The sequence below is a fragment of the Streptomyces sp. Tue6028 genome (assembly GCF_002300165.1).
GTDB classification, from domain to species: domain Bacteria; phylum Actinomycetota; class Actinomycetes; order Streptomycetales; family Streptomycetaceae; genus Streptomyces; species Streptomyces siamensis.
The window spans coordinates 15,127-39,642 of sequence record NZ_MLCE01000036.1 but is presented as its reverse complement, the minus strand read 5'-3'; the positions used below and the strand labels follow the sequence as shown (position 1 = coordinate 39,642).

Below are 24,516 nucleotides of genomic sequence, written 5' to 3'. Positions count from 1 at the left end.
ACGTCGGTGCCTGTGCCTGTGCCTGTGCCTGTGCCTGTGCCTGTGCTTCAGGATGCGCCGCGGGGCGCCGACCCGTCGCTGAAGCCGTCACGTGCCTCGTCCCGGGGCCGGGACGGCTTCTGCGTGTCCGGGGCCGGGGACGACCGGGGGGTCGTCGGGGGCCACGGGGGTGGGGGCGTCCGGTCCGGCTGATCCGGCTGATCCGGCTGATCCGGCTGATCCGGCTGATCCGGCTGGTCCGGCTGGTCCGGCTGGTCCGGCCGAGCCGGTCGCGCCGGTCGCGCCGGATGTGCCGAACGAATCGGCCGGGTCGGCCGCCTCAGGCGAACCGGTCCCCTCAGGCGGGCTGGTTCCCTCACCCGCCCTCGCCGGCTCAAGCAGCTCCATCGCCTCAGGCGCCCCTTGCAGCTCGGGCGTGCGCGTCGGCTCGGGCGTGCGCGTCGGCTCGGGCGTGTGCGTCGGCTCGGGCGTGTGCGTCGGCTCGGGCGATCCGGCCCGCTCGGGCGGCGCCGTCGGCTCCGCTCCTGCGGTCGGTCCCGGGGGCGGCTCCGGTGGGTGGGAGGCGACCAGTTCGGCCAGGAGCCGGTTGCGCAGCGGCATCAGTCGGCTGTCGCCGGTGTAGCCGCGATGGCCCTCGATCGGCGGGAACACCGGTGCCTCCCGGGTCCGCCGGTACGCGCCCGGGCCCCCGTCCGCACCCTCCGCGTCGTCGGCCCAGCGGACGTCCACGTCCTCGATGCCGACGGGTCCGCCCAGCGGGTCGGTGTCGCGCCAGACGTTGATCCAGCCGGCCAGCCCGGGCCGCTCACCGCGCGGACCGAGCGCGTCGATCGACTCGACGCAGACGAAGGCGGGGTAGTTACGGGAGAAGAACATGCCGACCGGACAGCCCGTGGTGATCAGCGAGATCCGCGCGCGTAACGCCGCGTCCAGCTGCCACACGGCCGCCATCACCAGGACGGTGCCCATGGAGTTGGCCCGGACGAGGACCCGGCCGCGCTCGTCCTTCAGCAGCACGCGCAGCCGGTGGACGAGTTCGGGGACGGCCCTGACCGTCCAGGACGGCGGCGCGAAGGGGTGCGCGGCGCGCGGCCAGAACGCCCCGAACGCCCAGGCGAGACCGGCGTTCTGACGCATGTCGGAGCGGATGGCCAACGTCCGGAACGCCAGCAGCATCAGCGCGGCCAGCCCGGCGAGCAGGGGGATGCTCAGCGAGCCCAGCGCCCCGGCCGCGAGGTCGCGCGCGTCCCGCAGCCCCGGCCGGATCCCCAGCGGGAAGTAGAACGCTCCGGTGACGGCCACGACGAGGACCGCGGCGGTGCCCATCATCCAGTCCGCCTCGCGCAGCAGATAGGCGTGCTTGCGCCGGGCGGCCCTGAGTTCGTGCAGGTGCCGCCGGTCGTCGCGTTCCTCCCGGGAGTCCGCCCGGTACGCGCGGACGAACCGCTTCACCAGGCCTGGCCCCGGCCGGCCGTCGGGCCCCGGAGCGGCGGGCCCCGCGACGTGGACGAACCAGACGAGGGCGAAGACGACCGCGCCGCACACCGCGCTGAGCACCAGCACCGGGGCGAGGACCATGCCCATGACGTCCACCGGCTGGGGCACGTCGGTACGCCTGCCGGGCCGGGCGAGCCAGGAGCCCGTCCACTGGGAGGAGGCCGTCGTGTAGAGCCAGGCCACGAAGCAGGCCAGGACCGCCATGGCCGGGCCCGCGAGGCCGAGCAGCGCCATGCCGCGCCGTGTCCCGGCCACGGGCAGCACGAGGGAGGCGAGGGTCAGCAGACAGACGCCCAAGGCCTGGACGAGCAGCAGCACCGTCGACTGCACCTGCATCCCGGGCAGCACCCGGTCCACGGTCCAACGCCGGTCGGGGACCAGGCAGTAGAGCACCGCGGCCACGTTGACGCAGGCGCAGAGGATGCCCGCGACGATCGGATAGTGCGTGGGCCACAGCGGGAAGTACCGCCCACCGCTCCGCCGTTCGCCGATCTTCCCCCGGACGAGCGGGATCCGCTCCAGGAGTCGTGACCGGAGCGAGGACGGAGGCAGCGGAAGGCAGGTCTTGCGGTGCACCCAGGGGACGGAGATCAGCAGGATCAGGGTCATGAACAGGATGACCGCGAACAGGGCGCGGCCGAGGCCCTCGGGACCGTTCCCGCGGAGGTCCTGGTGCAGCGGGGTCCAGGTGAGCAGCCCCGCGGTGGTGAGGAGTCCGGCCCACACGTGCTGGGCGGCCATGCCGGGGTCGCGGCGGTTGTGCTCCCAGAATCCGGGCAGCTCCAGCGGGTGGCCGTCCTCTCCCTTCCCGGCCCGTTGCAGCCGGGCCAGCTCGGCCTCCTCCTCCGACACGGTCTCCAGTACCGGCAGATACTCCTGCTTGGTGTCGCGGGCCGCGAGCAACAGGACGAACACGACGAGAGCGGGGGCCAGGGCGGCCACCACGAACCCCCACTGAGGTCCCGCGGTGTCCCAGGACCGAAGGATGCGGACGGCCGGATTGTCGTCGGCGCACACGTCCTGTCCGGCCTGCGGGCTGCACTGCCAGGCGAACTGGTCCATCGCCAGCTGGCCGACGGTGCCCACCACCAGCACCGTGAGTGAGAGCGCCAGCAGCCGGGCGCCGAACTCGTAGACCCCGCCCGCCAGTTTGCGCCAGCGCTTGTCCTTGCCGCAGGGCCAGCGCGGCTGCATCCAGGCCACGAGGTTGATCAGCAGGAAGGGCATCAGGAACAGCCACAGCGCACGGGACGCGCCGCCGATGGTGAGCCGCGTCCAGTCGTAGACCTCGCGCACGACCTTGTGGGGTGCCTTGTTCAGGTCGACCACGGTCCGGTACAGGCCGGCCTTCTCGTCGCCGCTGACCCTCCCGACGGTCGCCGGGGGCCGGATCAGCCGCTCCCGGTCGACGGGTCCGAGGCCGGGCACGAGCAGCTCCACGACCTCCACGCGCGCCGGACGCCCCCGGTCCTCGCCTTCGTGCCCGGCTTCCGCCCCGCCGACGCCTTCGTGCCTGGCTTCCGCCCCGCCGGCACCCACACGCTCGGCTGCCGCGCGGGTGCCCACCCGCCCCGTGGCTCCGGCGCCGACGACCTTCACGCGGGCCGATCCGGCCTCCGTCGCACCGGTGCCCTCGGCTTCCGTGACCTCGGCTCCCTCGGCCTCCGCCCCGCCCGCGCCCGTGCTCGCCCCGTCCCCCATCGCGGACCCCCGTCCCCGTACCACACGCCCCTCGGGGACACGTCGTACGCGCCCCTGGAGACCACGTTGACAGGGACCGGGCGGTCACGCAATGGAGTTGCGGGATGAGAAATACTCACCCTCTGTTAGGCAAGCCTCGGCTTCCGACCCCGCGCGGGGCGTCGGCTCGCGCCCGGTGCCGGGCTCGGTTCAGGAGATCGGCCCGGGCTGGGGATCCGGTTCCGGTACCGGGTCGGGGCCCGGCGGTTTCGGGATCGGGGACGGGGTCGGCACGGGCTCGGGTCCGGGGTGCGGACCCGGGTCGGGGGCGGGGTCGGGGAAGGGCTGCGGGCGGTCGGGCCCCGGCCCCGGGGTGGGTCCCGGCTTCACCGGGTCGGGGAACGGATGCGTCATGGTGTCCTCCAGCCAGTCGGTACGTCGGCCCTGGACTTGTCCCACGCGTACCCGGCACCGGCGCACCCACTCACCCCGTCGCGTGAGGGATGACAACCAGGTGGGCCTGGCCGGCGCCGCTCAGGTGACGCTCCGCGCGGCGCGCACGGCCACCGCCCCCGCGGCGAGGCCCGGCCGCGGACTCGACAGCACGGGGACCGAGGTGCCGGTCAGCCGCTGGGCCGGGGCCATGGACGCCTGGGCGAGGACGATCGCGTCGGCCCCGGTGACCGCGTCGGCGGCACGGGCCACGGCGTGGGCGTAGCCGTCCGTGTCACCCGCCTCGAAGAGGGCCCACGCGTCTCCGGCGAGCACGGTGCGCACGTCCACGGGACGCCCGGCGCGGCGCGCCTCCTCCTCGACGAGGGCGACGGTCGGCGAGAACGTGCTCTCCACCGTGGCGAGGACGACGATCCGGGTGCCCGCGGCGACCGCGGCGGCGGCCATCGGACGATCGACGCGGAGCACGGGCAGCGCGGCGCCCGCGTCCTCCGCGACTCCGCCGATCGTCGAGCAGGTGCAGAGCACGGCCCGCGCACCGTCGGCGAGGGCCGCGTCGAGTGCGGCCCGCACCGCGGCGGCCACCGAGTCGGGCCCCTCGGCGCGGGCACGGGCCAGCAGTTCCTCGGACACCGTGTGCCGCAGCTCCAGACCGGGGTGGTCCTGGTCGCGCAGCGCCTCGAACACGGGGATGTGCGCGGGCGAGGTGTGCAGCAGCGCGAGCGGTCCGGGCCACTCCGGCCCCGTCGTGAGCGGTCCGGGCCCCGCACCGAGCGGTCCGGGCCGCGTCATCAGAAGCGTCCCGGATGCGCCTTGAGCCACTGGACCGCCGACTTGAGCAGCTCCGGGTCGGCCGCCGGTGCCTCCTCGGGGTGCCGGGCCGCCCACTTCACGACGTACGGGCACAGTGGAGCGACGACCACGCCCTCACGCCCGGCGATCGTGTACAGCTCCCGGGCGAGCGAGCCCGCGATGCCCTTGCCCTCGTGCTCGGGCTCCACGATGGTGTGCACCGGGACGAGCGCCCGTGCGGGAGTTTCGAGGACGAAGTACTCGATGTGGCCGACCACTTCCTCCCCGGCGAACGCCTCCAGCCGGCCGGCCTCCCGGTCGTCGCGGATCTCGATGTCACTCATGGACGCTCCTCGGGTCGTCGCGGCCTCGGTCGCTCTGTCCTGCTGTCCTCGGCCGGGTCTCAGGCGGAGACAGCCTGCGGGCTGCGCTCCTGGTCCGAGCCCGGCACCGGCGCCGACGGATCGGTGCCGAGGTCCACGATGCGGTTGTCGCCGTCCACGTGCACGACCCGCGGCCGCAGCGCCCGCGCCTCGGCGTCGGAGACCTGAGCGTAACTGATGATGATCACCAGGTCGCCCGGGTGGACGAGGTGGGCGGCCGCTCCGTTGATGCCGACGACTCCGGAGCCGCGCTCCCCCTCGATGACGTACGTCTCCAGCCGGGCGCCGTTGGTGATGTCCACGATGTGGACGAGCTCGCCGGGGAGCAGATCGGCGGCGTCGAGCAGGTCGGCGTCTATCGTGACCGATCCGACGTAGTGCAGGTCGGCCTGGGTGACGGTGGCGCGGTGGATCTTGGACTTGAACATGGTGCGCAGCATTCAGAACTCCCGAAATTCGCTCCCTGCCCGCTTTCTGCAGGTCAAGGGCTGTTCTTTGAGGCTACAACAGCGTGCTGCCCAGCTGAGGTTCGTCCGCGGACGGGGCTTCGCTCCGACCGTCGGCCGGCCTTGCTGACACCGCGTCAGTCACGGACCGTCACCTCACCCGCACACGCAACCGGACCAGGGTATGGACACCCCCGGCACAGGCGCATCGAGATCTGCGTCACGGCCGCGGCACGTCCTGTTCCGCCCAGATGGTCTTGCCGAGACGGGTGTAGCGGGTTCCCCACCGCTGGGTGAGCTGGGCGATCAGGAGCAGGCCGCGTCCGCCCTCGTCGAGGACCCGGGCCCGTCTGAGGTGCGGCGCCGTGCTGCTCCGGTCGGTGACCTCGCAGATGAGGCTGCGGTCGTGGATGAGCCGCAGCAGGACGGGCGGCCCGCCGTAGCGGATCGCGTTGATGACCAGTCCGCTGACCACCAGTTCGGTGACGAACCCGCATTCCTCCAGCCCCCATGCGGCCAGCTGGTCGGCGACCTTCTTCCGTGCCTCGGCGACGGACGAGGAGGCGTACGGGATGTCCCAGGTGGCGACCCGGTCGGCCGGCAGCACACGGGTGCGGGTGAGCAGCAGCGCGATGTCGTCGTCGGGCGGTCCGGGGAGCAGCGCGTCGAGTACGGCGCCGCAGGCGGCGTCCAGCGAGCCGACGGGCCGGGCGAGAGCGTCGTGCAGCCTGTCGAGCCCGTCAGCGGCGTCGCCGTCGCTCCGCTTGTCGCGGAGGTCCGGGCCGTCGGTGCAGAGGGCCAGGACGCTGCCTTCGGGCAGTTCGATCTCGGTCGCCTCGAAAGGGAGGCCGCCCGGACCGAGCGGCGGACCGGCGGGGACGTCGAGGAGGTCCACGGTGCCGTCCGGGCCGCGCACCACGGGCGGGGAGTGCCCGACGCGGAGGGTGCAGCGTCGGGAGACCGGGTCGTAGATCGCGTAGAGGCACGTGGCGCCCACGTCCCCCGGGGCCGCGGTGCCGCAGTCGGAGTCAGGGTCGGAGTCGGAGTCGGCGCGCGCTTCCGTGTTCAGACGAATGACGGCATCGTCCAGATGTGCGGGACCGGGATGCCGTTCCCCGGCGGGCGCGGCCCCCCGGGCGTCCCCCCACACGAGGAGCCAGTCGCAGCCGCTCCGCAGCACCCGGCGATGGCGAGCAGCTCGCCCTCCACACGGCGGCCGTCCCGGTGCCACAGCGCCACGTGTCCCGTCCAGCTCCGCCGCCCGGCCATGGCTGCCCCGACAGCCCCGACATCCTCGGCGAGAAGACCGACCGCGGACCGCCCCACGACGTCCTCGGCCCGGTAGCCGAGCAGGAGCCGGGCCCCTTCGCTCCACCCGGTCACCCTGCCCCGCACATCGGTGGTGGCCGTGACGACGTCCGTCTCGCCGGGAGGAACAGGGGGCGGCTCCTCGGCAGTGGTGCCGTGCTCCGTCATGACACCTCGGCTTCTTCATCATGCGGTCGCTCACGGTACCCACCGGTCTTCGGCAGTCCGACGGGCCCCGCACCCGCTGACGCCTCCTCGGACACGCGGGACGAGAGACAGCCGCGCGGCGCCGGGCAGGGCAGGGCGCTGACATCCGGGTCGGGTCCCGTCCGGATTCAGCGGCCGAACTCCCGTATCACCGTGTTCCGGAAGACGGCCGGCCCGCCGATGGTGAACAGCGCCAGCCGGTCGTCGATCAGGTAAGGGAACACCTCCGACGAGTGCACATGGCGCCCGTCGTCGACGAACATCTCCACGGACGTCCGGTCGACGAGGATCCGCAGCCGCACGGTGCCCGCCGACGGGTCGAAGGGGCTGTGGCTCTCCTGCCACTTGCCGGAGGCGTCGGGGTTCACCGTGGGCCGGCGGTTGAGGAAGGCGAAGTCGGTGTAGATCCCGGCGTCGACGTGCCGTCCGCCGTCGGGGGAACGGCGCAACTGCACGCCCGCACCGGTGAGTCGGTCCCAGGTGATCTCGCAGGACAGCTCGTAGGAGGTGCCCCGGTAGGTGAGGACCTTCGTGCCGTCGACCGCCACGTCACCGAGGTCCACCGTGCGCGAGACGTGGGAGTCCAGCGCGGGGACCGGTCGTGAGGCGAGGTGGTAGGTGCCGCCGGAGTCCTTGCGCAGGGTGATCTCGCGGACGATCGAGTCGGTGCCGTTGAAACCGTCGCAGTCGATGGTGGGGGTGGTGTTCGCGTAGTCCCAGTTGTTGAGCCAGCCGATGGCGTGGCGCGTCGTCTCGTCGAGCGTGCCGTCCGCGTCCCGCTTCTCGAAGGTGACGGCGCCGTACCAGTCCCAGCCGTGGTCCAGCCACTGGGGATCGCCCGCGTCGGCGGTGAACGTCGTGCCGTCGAACGAACCGGTCCAGTACGCGTACGTGTTGGGCAGTCCCGAGCCCTTGCCGTTGGCGCTCGCGCCCAGCACCCATTTCCGGGTGCCGTCCTGGGCGGTGATGCGGAACAGGTCGGGGCACTCCAGCACGCCGAGACCGTCCTCGACGAAGCCGCCGGCGTACGTCCACGATCTGAGGTCGTCGGAGTGGTAGAAACCGATCTTGTGGTTCTCGGCGAGGACCATCACCCACCGGTCGCGCTCCGCGTCCCGGATCACCTTGGGGTCGCGGAAGTCGCGCACGCCGGGGTTGGGCAGCACCGGGTCGGTGCCGTGCGGGGTGAAGCTGCGGCCGCCGTCGGTGGAGTAGTACAGGTACTGCGCCTGGTCGGTGGGGCCGTCGTGCGGCGACATCGTCACGAGGACGACGACCGCGCCCGCCCCGAAGCCCGCCGTGCCGTCCGTGTCGACGACCGCGGAGCCCGACCAGACGTCGCCGTTGGGCGTGGTGTCCTTCGGTACGGCGATGCCGCGGTCCTTGAAGGAGACCAGGTCGGAGCTGGTCGCCCGGCGCCACGCGGTGCCCACGGCGCCGGCCGTGTAGTCGGCGTTGTAGAGGTAGTAGTAGTGGTACTCGCCGTCGATCCAGACCGGCCGCTGGGGGTCGTTCTTCCACTGGTCGGGAACCGTGAAGTGGTAGCGGGCTCGGTAGCTCGTGCAGGTGGTGGCCCCGGGCTTCGCGGTCGCCGGGGTGACGGGCAGCAGGGCGGTCGCCGCCCCCACGGCCGAACCGGCGAACAGCCCTCTCCTGGAGATTCCACGCATCACACATCGTCCTTTTCTGCGTGACGGCACGACGAAGGCGCGTCACGGCGTCTCGTGAACGGTCGGTGCAAGTGGTCCGTGGCTCCAGGACTGTAGACCTAACTCGTTAAAGGTCAAGTGCCGCAGAGACTCTTGACAGGCACGTGACGCGCTTTTCATCATCTGGGCATCACTTTCGACTAACACGAGTTAGGCCCATTCGATGACCGACTCGCACCTCACCCGCCGGGCCCTGTTGCGGTACGGCGCCTACGGCGCGGGGGCCGCCGCCCTGACAGGCACCGCAGCCTGCTGGGACCGGCTCACCGGAGCCGACATCCCCGGCCGCGACGACGGCTCCCTCGTCGTCGCCACCCTCGGGTCCGCCTTCGACCCGGCCGCCGTGCGCGCGCTGCAGGAGGGCTTCCGGCGCGTCCACCCCGACATCGGTCTGCGCGTCAACGCGGTGCAGGCCGTGGACTGGTCGGACTTCTTCGCGAAGATCCTCACCCAGATCGCCGCCGGCACCGCCCCCGACCTGGTCTATGTCGCCACCGAGGGCGTCCAGCTGTTCGCGGGACAGCTCGGCGTACCGCTGGACCGCTGGGTCCGCAGGGACGCGGCCGAACTGCGCGAGTACTTCGCCGACGTCCATCCCGCCCTGGTCGAGTCGATGATGTACGAGGGGAGCCTCCACCAGTTGCCGGTCGAGTTCAACGCGGCCGACATCTACCTCAACAAGCAGGTCCTCGCGCGCGCCGGCACCAGTCTGCCGCCCGCCGACTGGACCCGCGACGACTTCACCGCGCTGCTGCGGCGGATGAAGAGGTCCAGCGACTCGCACTTCACCCCGTACTTCTGGACCAACCGCCTGTGGGGCGGCGTCGTGCCCTGGCTGTTCGCCAACGGCACCAACCTGCTCGCCGAGTCCAAGGCGCCCGGCGGCGACTGGCTGTGGGACACCTTCTACCCGGCCGCCGAACGCCGGGGCCGCGGCGGCGGATTCCGCTGGACCACCCCGCAGGCCACCGACGACCGCGTGGCGGAGGCGTACGACTACCTCGCCTCCCTCATCAGGGACGACCTGTGCACCCGCCCCGAGGGCGGCAACGGCAGCAACCTCGTCGGCGTGTTCTCCACCGGCCGCGTCGGCGTCACGCCCGCCGGCGGCTTCTGGGCGGGCGGACTGCACCTGGCCGGCATGAAGCCGGCCGACTACGACGTCCAGTACTTCCCGCGATGGCGCACCCAGCGCATGCAGTTCGGCGCCGCCGGCTACGCCATGCTGCGCACCTCGACGAAGCAGGACCAGGCCTGGGAGTTCATCAAGTACGCGGCCCGCAAGGACACCCTGACCCGGCTGTTCAGGGCCAACCAGACGACCCCGGCGCGCAGGTCGATGCTGACCGCGGACCGCTACCGGGAGTCCGGCCCCGCGCACTGGCAGGTCTTCTACGACACCCTCGACCGGTTCCCCGACACCGGGCCGATCCCCGCGCCGCCCCAGGTGGCCGAGGTCGAGCAGGTACTGCTCAAGCACACGGGGACCGCACTCGCCTCGTCCGGTGCGGTGCGTCCCGCGCTGCGCCGGATGCAGGACGACCTGGAGACGGCCATGGAGCGTGACGCATGACGAACACCCGCATACCCGCCGTACGGCCGGCGCCCGCCGCTGCCCGGACCGCCGTCGCCCCGGCACGGCGTGGTGGCCGCGAGCGGGGCACGCGACTGCTGGCGTCCTTGTTCCTGGCGCCGACGATCGTCGGGATCGTGGTCTTCACGGTCGTCCCGATCGCCGGATCGGTCGTCCTCAGCCTCTTCCACTGGAACGTGATCGACGATCCGCGCTGGTCCGGCCTCGCCAACTACCGTGAGACGTTCGGCGACTCGACCGTCCTGGTCTCCTTCCGCAACACCCTCGTCTTCATGGTGCTGGCGGTCGCGCTGCAACTGCTGATCGCCCTGGCCCTGGCGCTGGCCGTGAACGGGCGGATGCCGGTGTGGCTGCGCTCGGTGTTCCGCTCGGCGTTCTTCTTCCCGCTGGTGCTGTCCGCCGCGTCCGTCTCGGTGGTGATGAAGTACCTCTTCAACCAGGACTTCGGCGTGGTCAACTGGCTGCTCGGCCTGGTCGGCATCTCCCCCGTGCCCTGGCTGACGTCGGAGCACGGGGCGATGGCCACGGTCGTCCTGGTCTATGTGTGGCAGCAGTTCGGCTTCTCCTTCCTGCTGTTCGTCGGGGGCCTGAACAACATCCCCAAGGAGGTCCACGAGGCCGCCTCGCTCGACGGCGCGACCGGTCTGCGCAAGCACCTGCACGTCACGCTCCCGCTGCTGTCGCCGACCCTGCTGGTGGCGTCCGTGGTCGGCGTCATCAACGCGCTCCAGGTCTTCGAGCAGCCGTACGTCCTCACCGACGGCGGTCCGGGCGACTCCACCCGCACGGTCGTGATGGTGATCTACGAGACCGCGTTCGAGCAGCTCCGCTTCGGCACCGCGTCCGCGGTGGGCGTGCTGCTCTTCGTGCTGATCATGGCGGTCACCGCCCTCCAGTTCCGGCTCAGCCGGCGTTTCGTCCACTACCAGTGAGCCGGGTGAGCCTTCCATGAGCCAAGCGACCCTGACCTCCCGCCGCGTGCGGTACTCCCTGGCGCCCTGGGCGCGCGCCGCCGTGCTGGCCGTGTGCGCGCTGCTGACCCTCGGCCCGGTCGTCTGGACCGTCTCCACGTCCCTGCGCACCCCGGCCGAGTCCTTCGACCTGCCGCCGACGATCGTTCCGGCGCACCCCACGACCGAGGCGTACCGGGGGGTGATCGACCAGATCGACGTGTGGCTGCTCGCCCTCAACTCCACACTCGTGACCGCGCTGATCGCGGTGGGGCAGATGATCACCGCGGGGCTCGCCGGATACGCCTTCGCGCGCCTCGAATTCCGTTTCAAGAAGCCGTTGTTCGGTCTCGTCCTGGCGACCATGATGGTGCCGCTCCAGGTCACGATCGTGCCGGTGTTCCTGGTCCTGAAGTCGATGGGCCTGACGGACACGTTGCTCGGGCTGATCGTCCCGGCCTTCCCGACCGCGTTCGGGACCTTCCTGATGCGCCAGTACTTCCTGGGCATGCCCAGGGACCTGGGGGAGGCGGCCATGCTCGACGGCGCCGGCCCGTGGCGGATCTTCCGGTCCGTGTACGCGCCGCTGGCCGCGCCCGGTCTCGCGATCGTCGGCGTGCTGGCCTTCAACTACCACTGGAACGAGTTCTTCCGGCCGCTGATCCTGGAGACCTCCGGCCAGAACTACACGCTGCCTCTGGGGCTGGTCTCCCTCCAGGGCAATCTCGGCACCGGTTCCGTCTCGGTGGTCCTCGCCGGAGTCGTCCTGTCCATGCTTCCCGCCGTCGCCGTGTTCGTCGTCGGCCAGCGCCCTCTCCGTGAGGGCATCACCTCAGCAGGAGTCAACCGTTGAGCCCCGCCGCTCCGTCCCGTGACCCGCACGCCCCGCGCTTCCGGGTCCGTCCGCCCGCGAACTGGATCAACGACCCGAACGGGCCTTTCCGTTGGCGCGGCCGCTACCACCTCTTCTACCAGCACAACCCGGACGCCCCGGTGCACGCGAACGTCCACTGGGGCCACGCCTCCAGCCCGGATCTCGCGCGCTGGGAGCACCATCCGGTCGCGCTCGCGCCGACACCCGGCGGTCCGGACGAGGCGGGCTGCTGGTCGGGCTGTGTGGTGGATGACGACGGCGTGCCCACGGCCGTCTACACGGGAATCGACCACGCGCACACCGGACTCGGCGCCATCTGTCTGGCCCGCGCCGCAGAGCCCGACGACGACCGGCTGGTCACGTGGCGGCCGCTGCCCGCGCCGGTGGTGACCGGACCGCCCGCGGGACTGGACGTGGTGATGTTCCGCGACCCGTTCGTCTTCCGGCACGGTGGGCGGCGCTGGGCCCTGGTCGGGGCGGGCCACTCCGACGGCACCCCTTCGGTCCTGCTCTACGACTGCGAGGACCTGACGGCGTGGCGGTTCGCCGGGGTCCTCCTGGACGGCAACGACCCAGTGGCCGCAGGTCTGTTCGGTGACGGGGCGGTCGGCTGGGAGTGCCCCCAGCTGTTCGCCGCGCACGACGGGGAGTGGGTGCTCGTCGTCTCGCTGTGGGACGGAGATCCGTGCGCCACCGGCTATCTGACGGGCTGTCTGAAGGAGGACGGCGAGGGTGGTCTGCGCCTGGTGACGCGTTCGGGCGGCAGGTTCGACCAGGGGCGCGACTTCTACGCGCCGGCCGTGTTCCAGGACGCGGGGCGCGTCCTGGCGTGGGGGTGGTCGTGGGAGGCACGCGCGCGGACCGACACCGAGCGGAGCGGCTGGGCCGGCGTCCTGACGGCGCCCCGGGTCGTGGACCTGCACCCCGACGGCTCCCTGCGGGTCGCCCCGGCGCCGGAACTCGAACTGCTGCGCGCGGACGAGCCGTTCGTCACCGGCACCGGAGGACGGAGCCGACTGCCCGAGGCGTACGACCTGACCGTGTCGGCCTGTTCACGGACCACCGTCTCGCTGCTGCGGTCCGCCGCCGGGGCGGAACTGACGGTCCGTCTGGACCCGGACGAGGGCACGGTGGTCCTGGACCGCGGCGGCTGGCCGCGCCCCGGGAGCACGGCACCTCTCGTGCTGGCGGCGCGGCGTCCGCGGACCACCGTACGGATCCTCGTGGACGGCTCCCTGGTCGAGCTCTTCGTCGACGACCGTGCCGTGGCCACCGAACGGGTCTACCGACGCGACGACGACACGGCCGAGCTCACCGTGACCGGGGCGGACGCCGACGTCACGGGGTGGGCGCTGGTCCCACCGACGCGCGGCTGATCAGCGGGCAGGCGAGCCGCCGTACGGTCGCCGGGGGCGTGCGTCCGGAGTCGATCGCGTCGAGGAGCAGCCGGGCGGCGGCCTCGCCCATCGCCCGGTGCGGCAGCCCCACCGTGGTCAGGGGCGGGGTGAGGAAGGCCGACATGTGCTCCTGGTCGTCGTAGCCGATCACCGACAGCTCGTCGGGGACGGCGATCCCGAGCCGGGTCGCGGCGTGCAGGACGCCCGCCGCGACCCGGTCGTTGTAGCAGAAGATCCCGGTCGGCCGCCGGTCCCGGCCGACGCCTTCGAGCAGTCGCAGCGCGCCCTCGTAGCCGCCGGAGATCTCGCCGCCGGTCCGTACGACCCACTCCTTCGGGACGGTGATCCCCGCGGCCCGCAGGGCGTCCCGGAACCCGCGCAGCCGTTCGGTCGACGCGATGTCGTCGAGGCCGCCGACCAGGCCGACCCTGCGGTGCCCCTGGTCGAGGAGGAGCCGGGCCGCGGTGCGGCCCCCGGCCCGCTCGGCGGGGACGACGGCGGGCAGCGAGCCGTCGTCCGGCAGGCAGTTGGCGAGGACCGAGTGGGTGCGGTGCAGACCCTCGGGGACCCGGACCCGGCGCAGCGACATGGCGGCGTAGATGATGCCGTCCACGCGGCGGTCCAGGAGTTCGGCGACCGCGGCCTCCTCCTTGGCGGGGTCCCCGCCGGAGTCCACGGTCAGGACCAGGTTCTCGCTGCCCCAGGCGGTCTCCATGGCGCCGCGCAGGAGCCGGCCCGCGAAGGGCGAGGAGGCGATCTCGTCGGTGACCAGGCCGAGCACCGACGTACGGCGGCGGCGCAGGCCGCGTGCGACGGGGTCGGGGCGGTAGCCGAGCTGTGTGGCGGCCTGCCGGATGCGTTCCTGGGTGGCGGGCGAGAGGTTGCCCTCGGCGCGGCCGTTGAACACGAAGGACACGGCGGTGTGCGACACGCCGGCCAGTCGCGCGACGTCCTTCGAGGTCGGTCGCGCGGGTCCCGTCGTCGTTCGCTCCTCGGCGCCGCCCATGCCGTCCGCCGCTCCTCCCCCGCCCAGCCTGTCGATCACTGCTCACCCTATCCGTGACGCCGGGCGCGGGACACGGGGGCGGAGAGGTCGCGCCCCCGGTGACGGGGCGCGAACCCACGCGGCCCGGCCGGGGCCGCGGCGGCCACGGCCTCACCCACCGCGGCACCCGTGCCACGGGCCGGCCGCCGCGGCCGTCACGGCCACTGCCTCGCCACCGGTGCGCCGGGACCGCAGGGCCGGCCGCTGTAGCGGCGCAGCACAGCCCCACCCGCCGGGCGGCTGCGGCTGCGGCAACGGCAACGGCAACGGCAACGGCAACGGCAACGGCAACGGCAACGGCAACGGCAACGGCAACGGCAACGGCCGTCCTTGCGCCCGGGTCACGGGCCGGCCGCCGTGGCGGTCACGCCACGGCCTCGCCCGCCGCCTCGATGTCCGGTACGTCCGCGTCCCGCGGTGCCCCGTTCACCGCGTGCTGGTCGAACTGCGTCCGGTACAGCTCCGCGTACCGGCCGCCGGCCTCCAGCAGTTCGTCGTGCGTGCCGCGTTCCACGATCCGGCCCGCCTCGACGACGAGGATCACGTCGGCGGCCCGCACGGTCGAGAGCCGGTGGGCGATCACCACGGCGGTGCGCCCCTCCAGCGCCTCGGCGAGCGCCTCCTGGACGGCTGCCTCCGAGGTGTTGTCGAGATGGGCGGTGGCCTCGTCGAGGATGACGACGCGCTGACGGGCCAGCAGCAGCCGGGCGATGGTCATGCGCTGGCGCTCGCCCCCGGAGAGCCGGTAGCCGCGTTCGCCGACCACCGTGTCCAGGCCGTCGGGCAGGGAGCGGACGAGTGCGTCGAGGCGGGCGCGGCGCAGCACGTCCCACAGTTCTTCCTCGCTCGCTGACGGGCGGGCCAGCAGCAGGTTCTCGCGGACCGAGTCGTGGAACAGGTGCCCGTCCTGGGTGACCATGCCGAGGGTCTCGCGCATCGTCACGGCGCTCAGGTCGCGGACGTCGACGCCGCCGACCCGGACGGCGCCCTCGTCGGTGTCGTAGAGGCGCGGGAGCAGCTGCGCGATGGTCGACTTGCCCGCGCCGGAGGAGCCGACGAGCGCGACGGTCTGCCCGGGTTCGGCACGGAACGAGATGCCGTGCAGGACTTCGGCGCCGCCCCGGGTGTCCAGCGCGGCGACCTCTTCGAGCGAGGCGAGGGACACCTTGTCGGCGGACGGGTAGGTGAAGCGGACGCCGTCGAACTCCACGGACGCGGGCCCCTCGGGCAGGGTGCGGGCGTCCGGATTCTCCTCGATGAGCGGCTTCAGGTCGAGGACCTCGAAGACGCGCTCGAAGCTGACCAGCGCGCTCATGACCTCGACGCGTGCTCCGGCGAGCGAGGTGAGCGGTGCGTACAGGCGGGTCAGCAGCAGCGCCAGCGAGACGACGGCGCCCGGTTCCAGGGAGCCGCGCAGCGCGAACCAGCCGCCGAGTCCGTAGACGAGCGCGAGGGCCAGCGCGGAGACGAGCGTCAGGGCGGTGATGAACGTGGACTGCGCCATCGCCGTACGCACGCCGATGTCCCGTACCCGCCGGGCTCGCGCCGCGAACTCGGTGGACTCCTCCTCGGGCCGCCCGAAGAGCTTGACGAGCGTCGCGCCGGGTGCGGAGAAGCGCTCGGTCATCCGGGTGCCCATGGCGGCGTTGAGGTCGGCCGCCTCGCGCTGGAGCCTGGCCATGCGGCCGCCCATCCGCCGTGCGGGCACCACGAACACCGGCAGCAGCACGAGCGCGAGCAGGGTGATCTGCCACGACAGGGTGAGCATGACCACGAGCGTGAGCAGCAGCGTCACGAGGTTGCCGACCACTCCGGACAGGGTGTTGCTGAAGGCGCGCTGGGCGCCGATGACGTCGTTGTTGAGACGACTGACGAGCGCGCCCGTACGAGTGCGTGTGAAGAACGCGACCGGCATGCGCTGCACATGATCGAACACAGCCGTCCGCAGATCGAGGATGAGTCCCTCGCCGAGCGTCGACGAGAGCCAGCGGCCGAGCAGCCCGAGCGCCGCCTCGGCGACGGCGATGACCGCGATGAGCACGGCAAGGCGGATGACGGTGTCCTCGTCGCCGCCGGACACGATGGCGTCCACGACGTGCCCCGCGAGCACCGGCGTCGCGACGGCGAGCAGCGCGGTCACCACGCTGAGGCCCACGAACTGTCCGATGCGGCGGCGGTGCGGGCGGGCGAAGGCGCCGATGCGGCGCAGCGTCGCGCGGGCGAAGGGCCGGCGCTCCTGCTGCGCGGTCATGACGCTGTGCAGCTGTGTCCAGGCTGTGGTCTCCATGCTCATGAGAGAGACGGTAGGACCTCAAGCAATGTCGAGGTCAACCACCGGGCGAAGAAGCCGCCACGTTGTGCGAAAAGCATCCCGGCTTGTGCGAAGAAGTCCGCGGACTTCGCGGGGAAGTCCGGCGCCGGGTCCGCACGCGTCGCACGCGTGTCCGTCAGTACGAAGGAGCCCATGAGCCCTCAGCACCGGGAAGCGGCCCCTCCCGCACCTTGCCCGGCGTGTCAGCCGCCGTCTCCGCTCCCGCAACCCCACGTTGGTGCGGTGTGGAAAACCTCTCCCGATGTGACTGCGGTACGACTCCCCCAGGGACTCCCCCGACGCTTCCCCCTGCGGCCTGCCGTCCGGCCGGCCCTGTGTCTGCTCCCGCTCGCCCTGGTCCTGGTGGTCGGGGTGCGCCATCGGTCGGTGCTCGCCGAGGGCTTCGGCCATCTGGAGTCCGCCGAGTGGCCCTGGCTCCTCGCGGCGGCCGTGGCGACCTGCCTGACCTGGGTCGCGGCGGCCGTCACCCGCCAGGGAGCGGTCGTGGAGCGGCTGCCCGCACGGCGGCTGCTCGCGACCCAGTTCGCGGCGGGCGCGGCCAACCACCTGCTGCCGACGGGGCTGGGCGCCAGCGCGGTCAATCTGCGGTTCATGACGGTGTGCGGCGTGCCCCTCGCCCGCTCGTCGGCCGCGCTCGCGCTGTACATGCTGGCGGAGTCCATCGCCCGGATCGGTCTGCTCGTGGGACTGCTGATCGCTTTCCCGGGCGCGCTGCGGCTCGGCAGCCTGCTGCCCGAGGGGGCGCTCGGCCCGCTGCTGCTGTGCGTCGGCGTGGCGGCGTGCGCGGCGGGGGCGGTCCTCGTCCTCGTGCGGCGACTGCGCACGGCCGTCCTCTCCTTCGTGCGCACCGCGCTCGCCGAGGCGCGTTCGGTGCACTCGCGGCCCGCCCGGGCGCTCGCCCTGTGGGGCGGATCGCTGGCCTTCCCGCTGCTCCAGGCGGCCGGGCTGGCGGCCGTGGGGCAGGCACTGGGGCTGCCGGTGCCGCCCGCGCACATGGCGGTCGCCTATCTGGCCGCGACGGCCGCGGTCGCACTCGTGCCGACGCCGGGCGGGATCGGTTCGGTGGAGGCCGCGCTGGTCGTCGCCCTCGTCGCGGCGGGCGGCCCGGCAGCCGTGGCCACGGCGGTGGTCCTGGCGTACCGGATCATCACGGTGTGGCTGCCGCTGCTGCCCGGGGCGCTGACTCTGGGCGCGCTGGTCCGCTGGAAGGTGATCTGAGCCGCCGACGCGGGTAGCCTCGGCCCGCACCGAGCGCACCGTTCGTAGGAAGGGGTCCACCGATGGCGGTCCGCATCGAACGTCAGGGCCACGTCAGCACGGTGGTCCTCTCACGGCCCGCGGCCCGCAACGCCGTGGACGGCCCGACCGCCGCCGAACTCGCCGCCGCCTTCCGTGAGTTCGAGGCGGACGAGACGGCGAGGGTCGCCGTGCTCTGGGGCGAGGGCGGCACGTTCTGTGCGGGCGCGGACCTCAAGGCCATCGGCACCGAGCGCGGCAACGAGGTCGCCGAGGACGGCGACGGGCCCATGGGTCCCACCCGGCTGCGGCTGTCCAAACCGGTGATCGCGGCGGTCGCGGGCCACGCCGTGGCCGGAGGCCTGGAGCTGGCGCTCTGGTGCGATCTGCGGGTCGCCGAGGAGGACGCCGTCTTCGGCGTGTTCTGCCGGCGCTGGGGTGTGCCGCTCATCGACGGCGGGACGGTACGGCTCCCCCGTCTCATCGGCACCAGTCGCGCGATGGACATGATCCTCACCGGGCGCGCCGTTTCCGCACGCGAGGCGTTCGAGATGGGCCTCGCCAACCGCCTGGTCCCGACCGGCCGGGCCCGCGCGGAGGCGGAACTCCTCGCCGCCACGATCGCCGACTTCCCGCAGGCGTGTCTGCGCAGCGACCGCGCCTCGGTCCTGGACCAGGAGGGACTGGTCGAGAAGGCCGCCATGCGCACGGAACTCCTGCACGGAATGGGCGTGCTGGCCGAGAGCCAGGAGGGAGCCGCCCGCTTCAGCGCGGGCGCGGGCCGCCACGGTTCCTTCGACCCGGCCTGACGGAAACTCACCACCCCGGTCTCCGGGCAGGTGGACACGGACCGGCCGGAAGCCTCGGGCCGTCGTCGGTGGTGGTCCGGACGCCGAAGCCGGTTTCCGCCCGGGTGCCGTCCGGACGCCGAGGCCGGACCCGTCCCGCGCGCTCCGGACGTCACGGCAGGTTCCCGTCCCGCGCGCCCAACCGCCAAGGCCGGCTCCGTCCCGCACGCCCAACCGCCAAGGCCGGCTCCGTCCCGCACGCCCCAACCACCAAAGACGGCTCCGTCCCGCACGCCCCGGACGTCAAGGCCGGTTCCGTTCGGGGGTGGTGACGAGTGGACAGCCGGATACGGCAGGATGAGCGGTCGCCCCGGACGGCCGACACCGGTCCGGGCGTGATCGTGCATTCCCGGATTCGAGCAGGTGGCAAGTGACGACACAGCGCATTCGGCCCGCGGGCCCTCTCCCCGGTCCCGGACACGAGGGAGGTCACCGGTGAAACGCGCCCTCACCCTGGACGACCTGATGGTCGCGGGCATAGCCGTCGCCGCCGGCCTGCTGGCGGCGTTCCTTCTGCGAGTACTGCTGCGCTGGCTGGGCAAGCACGCCGAGCGCACCCGGTGGAGCGGCGACGACGTCATCGTCGACGCGCTGCGCACCCTGGTGCCCTGGGCGGCGTTCGCCGGCGGTGTAGCGTCGGCCGCCGCGGTGCTGCCGCTGACCTCGGTCGTCGGACGCAACGTCAACCGGTCCCTGACCGTGCTGCTCATCCTTGTCTCGACGGTCACCGCGGCGCGGGTGATCACCGGACTCGTCCGGGCCGTGGCGCAGTCCCGGTCGGGCGTCGCCGCGTCCGCGACCATCTTCGTCAACATCACCAGGGTGCTGGTGCTGGCGATGGGCTTCCTCGTCGTCCTCCAGACGCTGGGCATCTCGATAGCCCCGCTGCTCACGGCGTTGGGCGTGGGCGGTCTCGCGGTGGCCCTCGCCCTCCAGGACACCCTCGCCAACCTCTTCGCCGGTGTGCACATCCTGGCGTCGAAGACGATCCAGCCCGGCGACTACATCCGCCTCAGCAGCGGTGAGGAGGGCTACGTGGTCGACATCAACTGGCGCAACACCACGGTCCGTCAGCTCTCCAACAACCTGGTCATCATCCCCAACGCCCAGCTCTCCGGCACCAACATGACCAACTTCACCCGGCCCGAACAGCAGATGACGCTGACGGTCCAGGTCGGCGTCGGTTACGACAGCGACCTGGAGCACGTGGAGCGGGTGACCAGCGAGGTGGTGACGGAAGTGATGACCGAGATCACCGGTGCCGTGCCGGACCACGAACCCGCCGTGCGCTTCCACACCTTCGGCGACTCCCGGATCGGCTTCACGGTGATCCTCGGGGTGGGCGAGTTCAGCGACCAGTACCGGATCAAGCACGAGTTCATCAAGCGCCTGCACAAGCGCTACCGGGAGGAGGGCATCCGCATTCCGGCGCCCGCGCGCACGGTGGCTCTGCAGCCCGGTGGACCGGCCGTCCCCGAGGCCGGCATCCCCGAGGCGGGCATCCCCCACCAGCGCGAGGCCACGACGCTGCCGTAGCCACGACGTAGGGCCCCGGCACGGCACGGAGCCGGGCGGCACGCGTCCGCCCGGCTCCCGTCCGCTCAGAGCGTGGCGGACGCGTCGTGGTAATGGCCGTTCCCACGGTTGCGGGGAGCGACGAAGCCGGGAGTCACCGGGGTGACCGTCCAGTCGGGATGGTTCGGCATGCGCGGCGTCCTGGTGCCGTACAGCCAGTCACCGAGGAAGCCGGTCTGGTCCTGTCCGGAGACCTCGGAGGCGACCGCCATGTAGTCCTGGGTGGTCGCCGCGGAGTTGCGGTGGCGCTCCAGGAAGGTGCGTTCGATGCGGTTGAAGACGTCCTCGCCGACGGCCTCGCGCAGCGCGTACAGGACCAGCACGCCGCCCAGGTAGCGCTGGCTGTCGAAGAGGTTCGCGGCGTTCGGCGCGGCGACCGGCCCGGAGCTCTGCCGCCACTGGTCGCCCCTGGCGTAGGTGTCCTTCATGCGGGCTTCCATGGTGGTCAGGCCGAGCGAGTCGGGCCAGCCGCGCTCGTAGCGGTAGAGCAGTCCGTAGAAGTCGGCGTGGCCCTCGTTGAGCCACAGGTCGGCCCAGGTGGCGGGGCTGACGCTGTTCCCGAACCAGGAGTGGACCAGCTCGTGCATCATGTGCGAGCCGATCTTCTTCTCCTCCTGGAGCAGGAAGTTCGGCTTGTAGAGCGTCAGCGTCTGCGTCTCCAGGCCGGTGAAGTCGAAGGCGTTCGGGTCGTCCGAGTTGCACGGCAACAGGCCGTACGTCTCGAAGGGGTACGCGCCGAGCCGCTGTTCCAGCCATTCCAGCAGGCCGGGGGTCAGGGCGAGCGCGGGTTCGAGCGCGGCGGCCCGGGCGGTCGGCACCACGTCGCGCAGCGCCAGGCCGTTCGGCCCCTGCCGTGAGGTGACGGTGTAGTCGCCGACCGTGATCTGGACGAGTTCGGTGGCGATCGGGGAGCGGGAGCGGTAGGTGTACGCGGTCCGGTCGCCGTCGAGGCTCTCCGTGCGCACCAGGGTGCCGCTCGCGACTCCGCGCAGTGTGCCGGGCACGGTGACGCGGAAGGTGAAGGACGCCTTGTCCGTGGGGTGGTCGTTGCACGGGAAGACGGTGTGCGCGGAGTTCGGCTGCGGGCACACGGCGAACCCGTCGGGCGTCGGGACCCACGCGGTGTGCGCGAGCGGCTTGGCCGGGTCGGCCGTGTACTCGACGCAGACGGTGACCCGGGCCCGGTCCGGCAGGGTCCGGGCGGGTGTGACGCGCAGCTTCTCCTCCACCTGCTCGAAGACGGCGGGCACGCCGCCGACGCGTACGGCGCGGATGTCCAGGCCGAGGGCGTCGAGCGAGAAGCGGGTCAGGACCTGGGTGGTGTGCAGCGTGAGGGTCGCGGTGGCGTCCACGAGGCGGGTGGTCGCCTCGTACGCGAGGTCGAGGTGGTAGGCCGCCACCCGGTAGCCGTCGTTACCGAGTGCCGGGAAGACGGGGTCGCCGAGGGTCTCCGCGCCCGGGGCTCCCGCGCCGTCACCCCGTAAGGCCGAGGTCCGTGCGTGGGCCCCGGGCCCCGTGGCGAGCGCGGCGGCCGTGCCTATCAGGGCCGCGGCCGGGGCCGTCACTCTGGTGCGATATCTCATGGTCCGCTTTCGTTCGGACGGCCCGGGTCTGGCGCCGGGCCGTCGGATGTGGTGATCGACTGTGCTGATCGATCCACTTGCAGTACGCGTGAGAGGAGAGTGCGGTTGCCTGCGGCACGCCTTTTCTCTGTTCACTTCTCTGTTCACATGTGGTTACTGCTGTCACCGGTGTCTCGGCCGTCACGCTCGGTCGCCTTCCGCGGCCGGCGGCCTGTGGCCGGGTACGCCGCGCGGCGTACCGGAGCGGACCCCTGTCGAACCGGGGTCGCTCACGAGATATCTTGATGTCGAGCAATGTTGCAGACGTGGAGCGGAGCACCCGGTGACTGACTCGACCATCATCTATACGCACACTGACGAGGCCCCGGCCCTGGCGACGTATTCGTTCCTGCCGGTGGTCCAGGCGTACGCCTCGCAGGCCGGCGTCGCTGTGGAGACCCGCGACATCTCGCTGGCCGGGCGCATCATCGCCCTCTTCCCCGAGTTCCTCTCGGAGGGCCAGCGCATCGCGGACGCCCTGTCGGAGCTCGGTGAGCTCGCCAAGACGCCCGAGGCGAACATCATCAAGCTGCCGAACATCTCGGCGTCCATCCCGCAGCTCAAGGCCGCGGTCGCCGAGCTCCAGGGGCAGGGCTACGCGCTTCCGGACTACCCGGACGACCCGAAGTCGGACGAGGAGCGCGACATCCGCGCCCGTTACGACAAGGTCAAGGGCAGCGCCGTGAACCCGGTCCTGCGCGAGGGCAACTCCGACCGCCGCGCCCCCGCGTCGGTCAAGAACTACGCCAAGACCCACCCGCACCGCATGGGCAAGTGGACCCCCGAGTCGAAGACGAACGTCGCCACCATGGGCGTCGACGACTTCCGCTCGACGGAGAAGTCCACGGTGATCTCCGAGGCGGGCACGCTCCGCATCGAGCTGGCCGGCGACGACGGCTCCACCACCGTGCTGCGCGAGTCCGTACCGGTCCGCGCCGGCGAGGTCGTCGACGCGTCCGTGATGCACGTCGCGCCGCTGCGCGAGTTCCTCACCGCTCAGATCGCCCGCGCCAAGGCCGAGGGCGTGCTCTTCTCCGTGCACCTCAAGGCCACGATGATGAAGGTCTCCGACCCCATCGTCTTCGGCCACGTGGTGCGCGCCTTCTTCCCGAAGACGTTCGCGAAGTACGGCCGGACGCTGGCCTCCGCCGGCCTGACCCCGAACGACGGTCTCGGCGGCATCTTCAAGGGCCTGGAGTCCCTGCCCGAGGGCGCCGAGATCAAGGCCTCCTTCGACGCCGAGCTCGCCGAGGGCCCGGAGCTGGCGATGGTCGACTCCGACAAGGGCATCACCAACCTGCACGTCCCGTCGGACGTCATCGTCGACGCCTCCATGCCGGCCATGATCCGCACCTCGGGCCACATGTGGGGTCCGGACGGCCAGGAGCACGACACCCTCGCGGTCCTGCCGGACAGCAGCTACGCGGGTGTCTACCAGGTCGTCATCGACGACTGCCGCGCCAACGGCGCCTTCGACCCGTCGACCATGGGCACCGTCCCGAACGTCGGTCTGATGGCGCAGAAGGCCGAGGAGTACGGCAGCCACGACAAGACCTTCGAGATCCCCACCACGGGCACGGTCCGCCTGGTCGACGAGGCCGGCAACGTCGTGCTGGAGCAGACGGTCTCCGCGGGCGACATCTTCCGGTCCTGCCAGACCAAGGACGCCCCGATCAAGGACTGGGTGAAGCTGGCCGTCACCCGCGCCCGCGCCACCGGCGACCCGGCGGTGTTCTGGCTCGACGAGAGCCGCGCGCACGACGCCGTGCTCATCGAGAAGGTCAAGCAGTACCTGCCGGAGCACGACACCGAGGGCCTGGACATCCGCATCCTGTCCCCCGTCGAGGCGACGAAGCTGTCCGTGGAGCGCATCCGCCGCGGGGAGAACACCATCTCCGTCACCGGCAACGTGCTGCGCGACTACCTGACCGACCTGTTCCCGATCCTGGAGCTGGGCACCAGCGCCAAGATGCTGTCGATCGTCCCGCTGATGGCGGGCGGCGGCCTGTTCGAGACCGGTGCCGGCGGCTCCGCCCCGAAGCACGTGCAGCAGCTGGTCAAGGAGAACTACCTGCGCTGGGACAGCCTCGGCGAGTTCCTCGCGCTGGCGTCCAGCTTCGAGCACCTCGCGACGACCACGGGCAACGCTCGCGCCCAGGTCCTCGCCGACACCCTCGACCGCGCCACGGCGACCTTCCTCAACGAGGACAAGTCCCCGACCCGTCGCGTCGGCGGCATCGACAACCGCGGCAGCCACTTCTTCCTGTCCCTGTACTGGGCGCAGGAGCTGGCCGCGCAGAGCGACGACGCGGACCTCGCGAAGGCGTTCGGCCCGCTCGCCGAGACGCTCACCGCGCAGCAGCAGGCCATCGTCGACGAGCTGATCGCGGCCCAGGGCTCCCCGGCCGAGATCGGCGGCTACTACCAGCCCGACCCCGCCAAGGCCGCGGCGGTCATGCGCCCGTCGGCGACCTGGAACGAGACGCTGGCGACCCTCGCCTGATCCACGCGCTCGGTCACGGGCCCCGGTCCGTGACCGTGCGCCGCGCACGGGCCCTGTGCGGCCCG

Annotated in this window: 17 protein-coding genes and 1 pseudogene; 8 read left to right on the top strand and 10 right to left on the bottom strand. The window is 72.2% G+C overall.

The features are described 5' to 3' along the window. Window positions 1–87: 87 nt before the first annotated feature. From BKI49_RS33010 to BKI49_RS32975, 7 genes and pseudogenes are all read right to left on the bottom strand, one after another. Window positions 88–3,198: a hypothetical protein gene (locus BKI49_RS33010; RefSeq protein ID WP_095937974.1), complete on the bottom strand. Its 3,111-nt coding sequence runs from the start codon at window positions 3,196–3,198 to the stop codon at window positions 88–90. A 513-nt stretch (window positions 3,199–3,711) separates the two neighbouring features. Continuing rightward, window positions 3,712–4,422 carry an aspartate/glutamate racemase family protein gene (locus BKI49_RS33000; RefSeq protein WP_257005054.1) on the bottom strand — a complete coding sequence of 237 codons (711 nt, stop codon included), beginning with the start codon at window positions 4,420–4,422 and terminating at the stop codon, window positions 3,712–3,714. Then, complete coding sequence (locus tag BKI49_RS32995) at window positions 4,422–4,766, bottom strand: GNAT family N-acetyltransferase (RefSeq protein WP_095937973.1); 345 nt, start codon at window positions 4,764–4,766, stop codon at window positions 4,422–4,424. The genes BKI49_RS33000 and BKI49_RS32995 overlap by 1 nt, the downstream gene beginning before the upstream one ends. Window positions 4,767–4,825: 59 nt before the next feature. Next, entirely contained in the window at window positions 4,826–5,245 is a 420-nt protein-coding gene (gene panD / locus BKI49_RS32990) for an aspartate 1-decarboxylase (RefSeq protein WP_028798813.1), read from the bottom strand. Window positions 5,246–5,471: 226 nt separating this feature from the next. Next, window positions 5,472–6,344 (bottom strand): annotated as a pseudogene (locus BKI49_RS32985) (SpoIIE family protein phosphatase); the annotation flags it as partial. Beyond that, window positions 6,317–6,727 carry a PAS domain-containing protein gene (locus BKI49_RS36095; RefSeq protein WP_095938134.1) on the bottom strand — a complete coding sequence of 137 codons (411 nt, stop codon included), beginning with the start codon at window positions 6,725–6,727 and terminating at the stop codon, window positions 6,317–6,319. The gene BKI49_RS36095 and the pseudogene BKI49_RS32985, both read right to left, overlap by 28 nt. A 167-nt stretch (window positions 6,728–6,894) precedes the next feature. Next, a complete protein-coding gene (locus tag BKI49_RS32975) occupies window positions 6,895–8,436 on the bottom strand; it encodes a glycoside hydrolase family 32 protein (RefSeq protein ID WP_095937972.1) in 1,542 nt (513 codons plus the stop codon). A 202-nt stretch (window positions 8,437–8,638) separates the two neighbouring features. On the opposite strand from BKI49_RS32975, the gene BKI49_RS32970 reads away from it, so the two are divergent. The 4 genes from BKI49_RS32970 to BKI49_RS32955 are packed head-to-tail and all read left to right on the top strand — an operon-like array spanning window position 8,639 to window position 13,269. Beyond that, on the top strand, window positions 8,639–10,048 hold the full coding sequence (locus BKI49_RS32970) for an extracellular solute-binding protein (protein ID WP_095937971.1): 1,410 nt from the start codon (window positions 8,639–8,641) through the stop codon (window positions 10,046–10,048). Next, window positions 10,045–11,001 (top strand): carbohydrate ABC transporter permease, encoded by a 957-nt coding sequence (locus BKI49_RS32965; RefSeq protein ID WP_095937970.1) that lies wholly within the window; start codon window positions 10,045–10,047, stop codon window positions 10,999–11,001. The genes BKI49_RS32970 and BKI49_RS32965 overlap by 4 nt, the downstream gene beginning before the upstream one ends. Window positions 11,002–11,017: 16 nt before the next feature. Next, window positions 11,018–11,872: a carbohydrate ABC transporter permease gene (locus BKI49_RS32960; protein ID WP_095937969.1), complete on the top strand. Its 855-nt coding sequence runs from the start codon at window positions 11,018–11,020 to the stop codon at window positions 11,870–11,872. Beyond that, complete coding sequence (locus BKI49_RS32955) at window positions 11,869–13,269, top strand: glycoside hydrolase family 32 protein (RefSeq protein ID WP_095937968.1); 1,401 nt, start codon at window positions 11,869–11,871, stop codon at window positions 13,267–13,269. Before BKI49_RS32960 ends, BKI49_RS32955 begins: the two co-directional genes overlap by 4 nt. On the opposite strand, the gene BKI49_RS32950 is transcribed toward BKI49_RS32955, so the two are convergent. Together BKI49_RS32950 and BKI49_RS32945 are read right to left on the bottom strand one after the other, a co-directional pair. After that, window positions 13,232–14,296, bottom strand: a complete 1,065-nt coding sequence (locus BKI49_RS32950) for a LacI family DNA-binding transcriptional regulator (RefSeq protein ID WP_179332668.1) — start codon at window positions 14,294–14,296, stop codon at window positions 13,232–13,234. The genes BKI49_RS32955 and BKI49_RS32950 overlap by 38 nt on opposite strands. Before the next feature lie 403 nt (window positions 14,297–14,699). Further along, window positions 14,700–16,622 carry an ABC transporter ATP-binding protein gene (locus BKI49_RS32945; RefSeq protein WP_095937966.1) on the bottom strand — a complete coding sequence of 641 codons (1,923 nt, stop codon included), beginning with the start codon at window positions 16,620–16,622 and terminating at the stop codon, window positions 14,700–14,702. 288 nt (window positions 16,623–16,910) lie between these two features. Here BKI49_RS32945 and BKI49_RS32940 point away from each other — a divergent pair, with 288 nt between their 5' ends. From BKI49_RS32940 to BKI49_RS32930, 3 genes are all read left to right on the top strand, one after another. Continuing rightward, window positions 16,911–17,885, top strand: coding sequence for a lysylphosphatidylglycerol synthase transmembrane domain-containing protein (locus tag BKI49_RS32940; RefSeq protein ID WP_257005053.1), 975 nt, complete (start codon window positions 16,911–16,913; stop codon window positions 17,883–17,885). 62 nt (window positions 17,886–17,947) lie between these two features. Continuing rightward, entirely contained in the window at window positions 17,948–18,712 is a 765-nt protein-coding gene (locus tag BKI49_RS32935; protein WP_095937964.1) for a crotonase/enoyl-CoA hydratase family protein, read from the top strand. Between the two features lie 474 nt (window positions 18,713–19,186). Then, window positions 19,187–20,287, top strand: coding sequence for a mechanosensitive ion channel family protein (locus BKI49_RS32930; RefSeq protein ID WP_095937963.1), 1,101 nt, complete (start codon window positions 19,187–19,189; stop codon window positions 20,285–20,287). Between the two features lie 65 nt (window positions 20,288–20,352). Here the strand turns inward: BKI49_RS32930 and BKI49_RS32925 are convergent, their stop codons facing one another. Continuing rightward, window positions 20,353–21,909 carry a M1 family metallopeptidase gene (locus tag BKI49_RS32925; RefSeq protein WP_095937962.1) on the bottom strand — a complete coding sequence of 519 codons (1,557 nt, stop codon included), beginning with the start codon at window positions 21,907–21,909 and terminating at the stop codon, window positions 20,353–20,355. A gap of 322 nt (window positions 21,910–22,231) precedes the next feature. On the opposite strand from BKI49_RS32925, the gene BKI49_RS32920 reads away from it, so the two are divergent. Next, window positions 22,232–24,451: an NADP-dependent isocitrate dehydrogenase gene (locus BKI49_RS32920; protein WP_095937961.1), complete on the top strand. Its 2,220-nt coding sequence runs from the start codon at window positions 22,232–22,234 to the stop codon at window positions 24,449–24,451. Window positions 24,452–24,516: the final 65 nt, after the last annotated feature.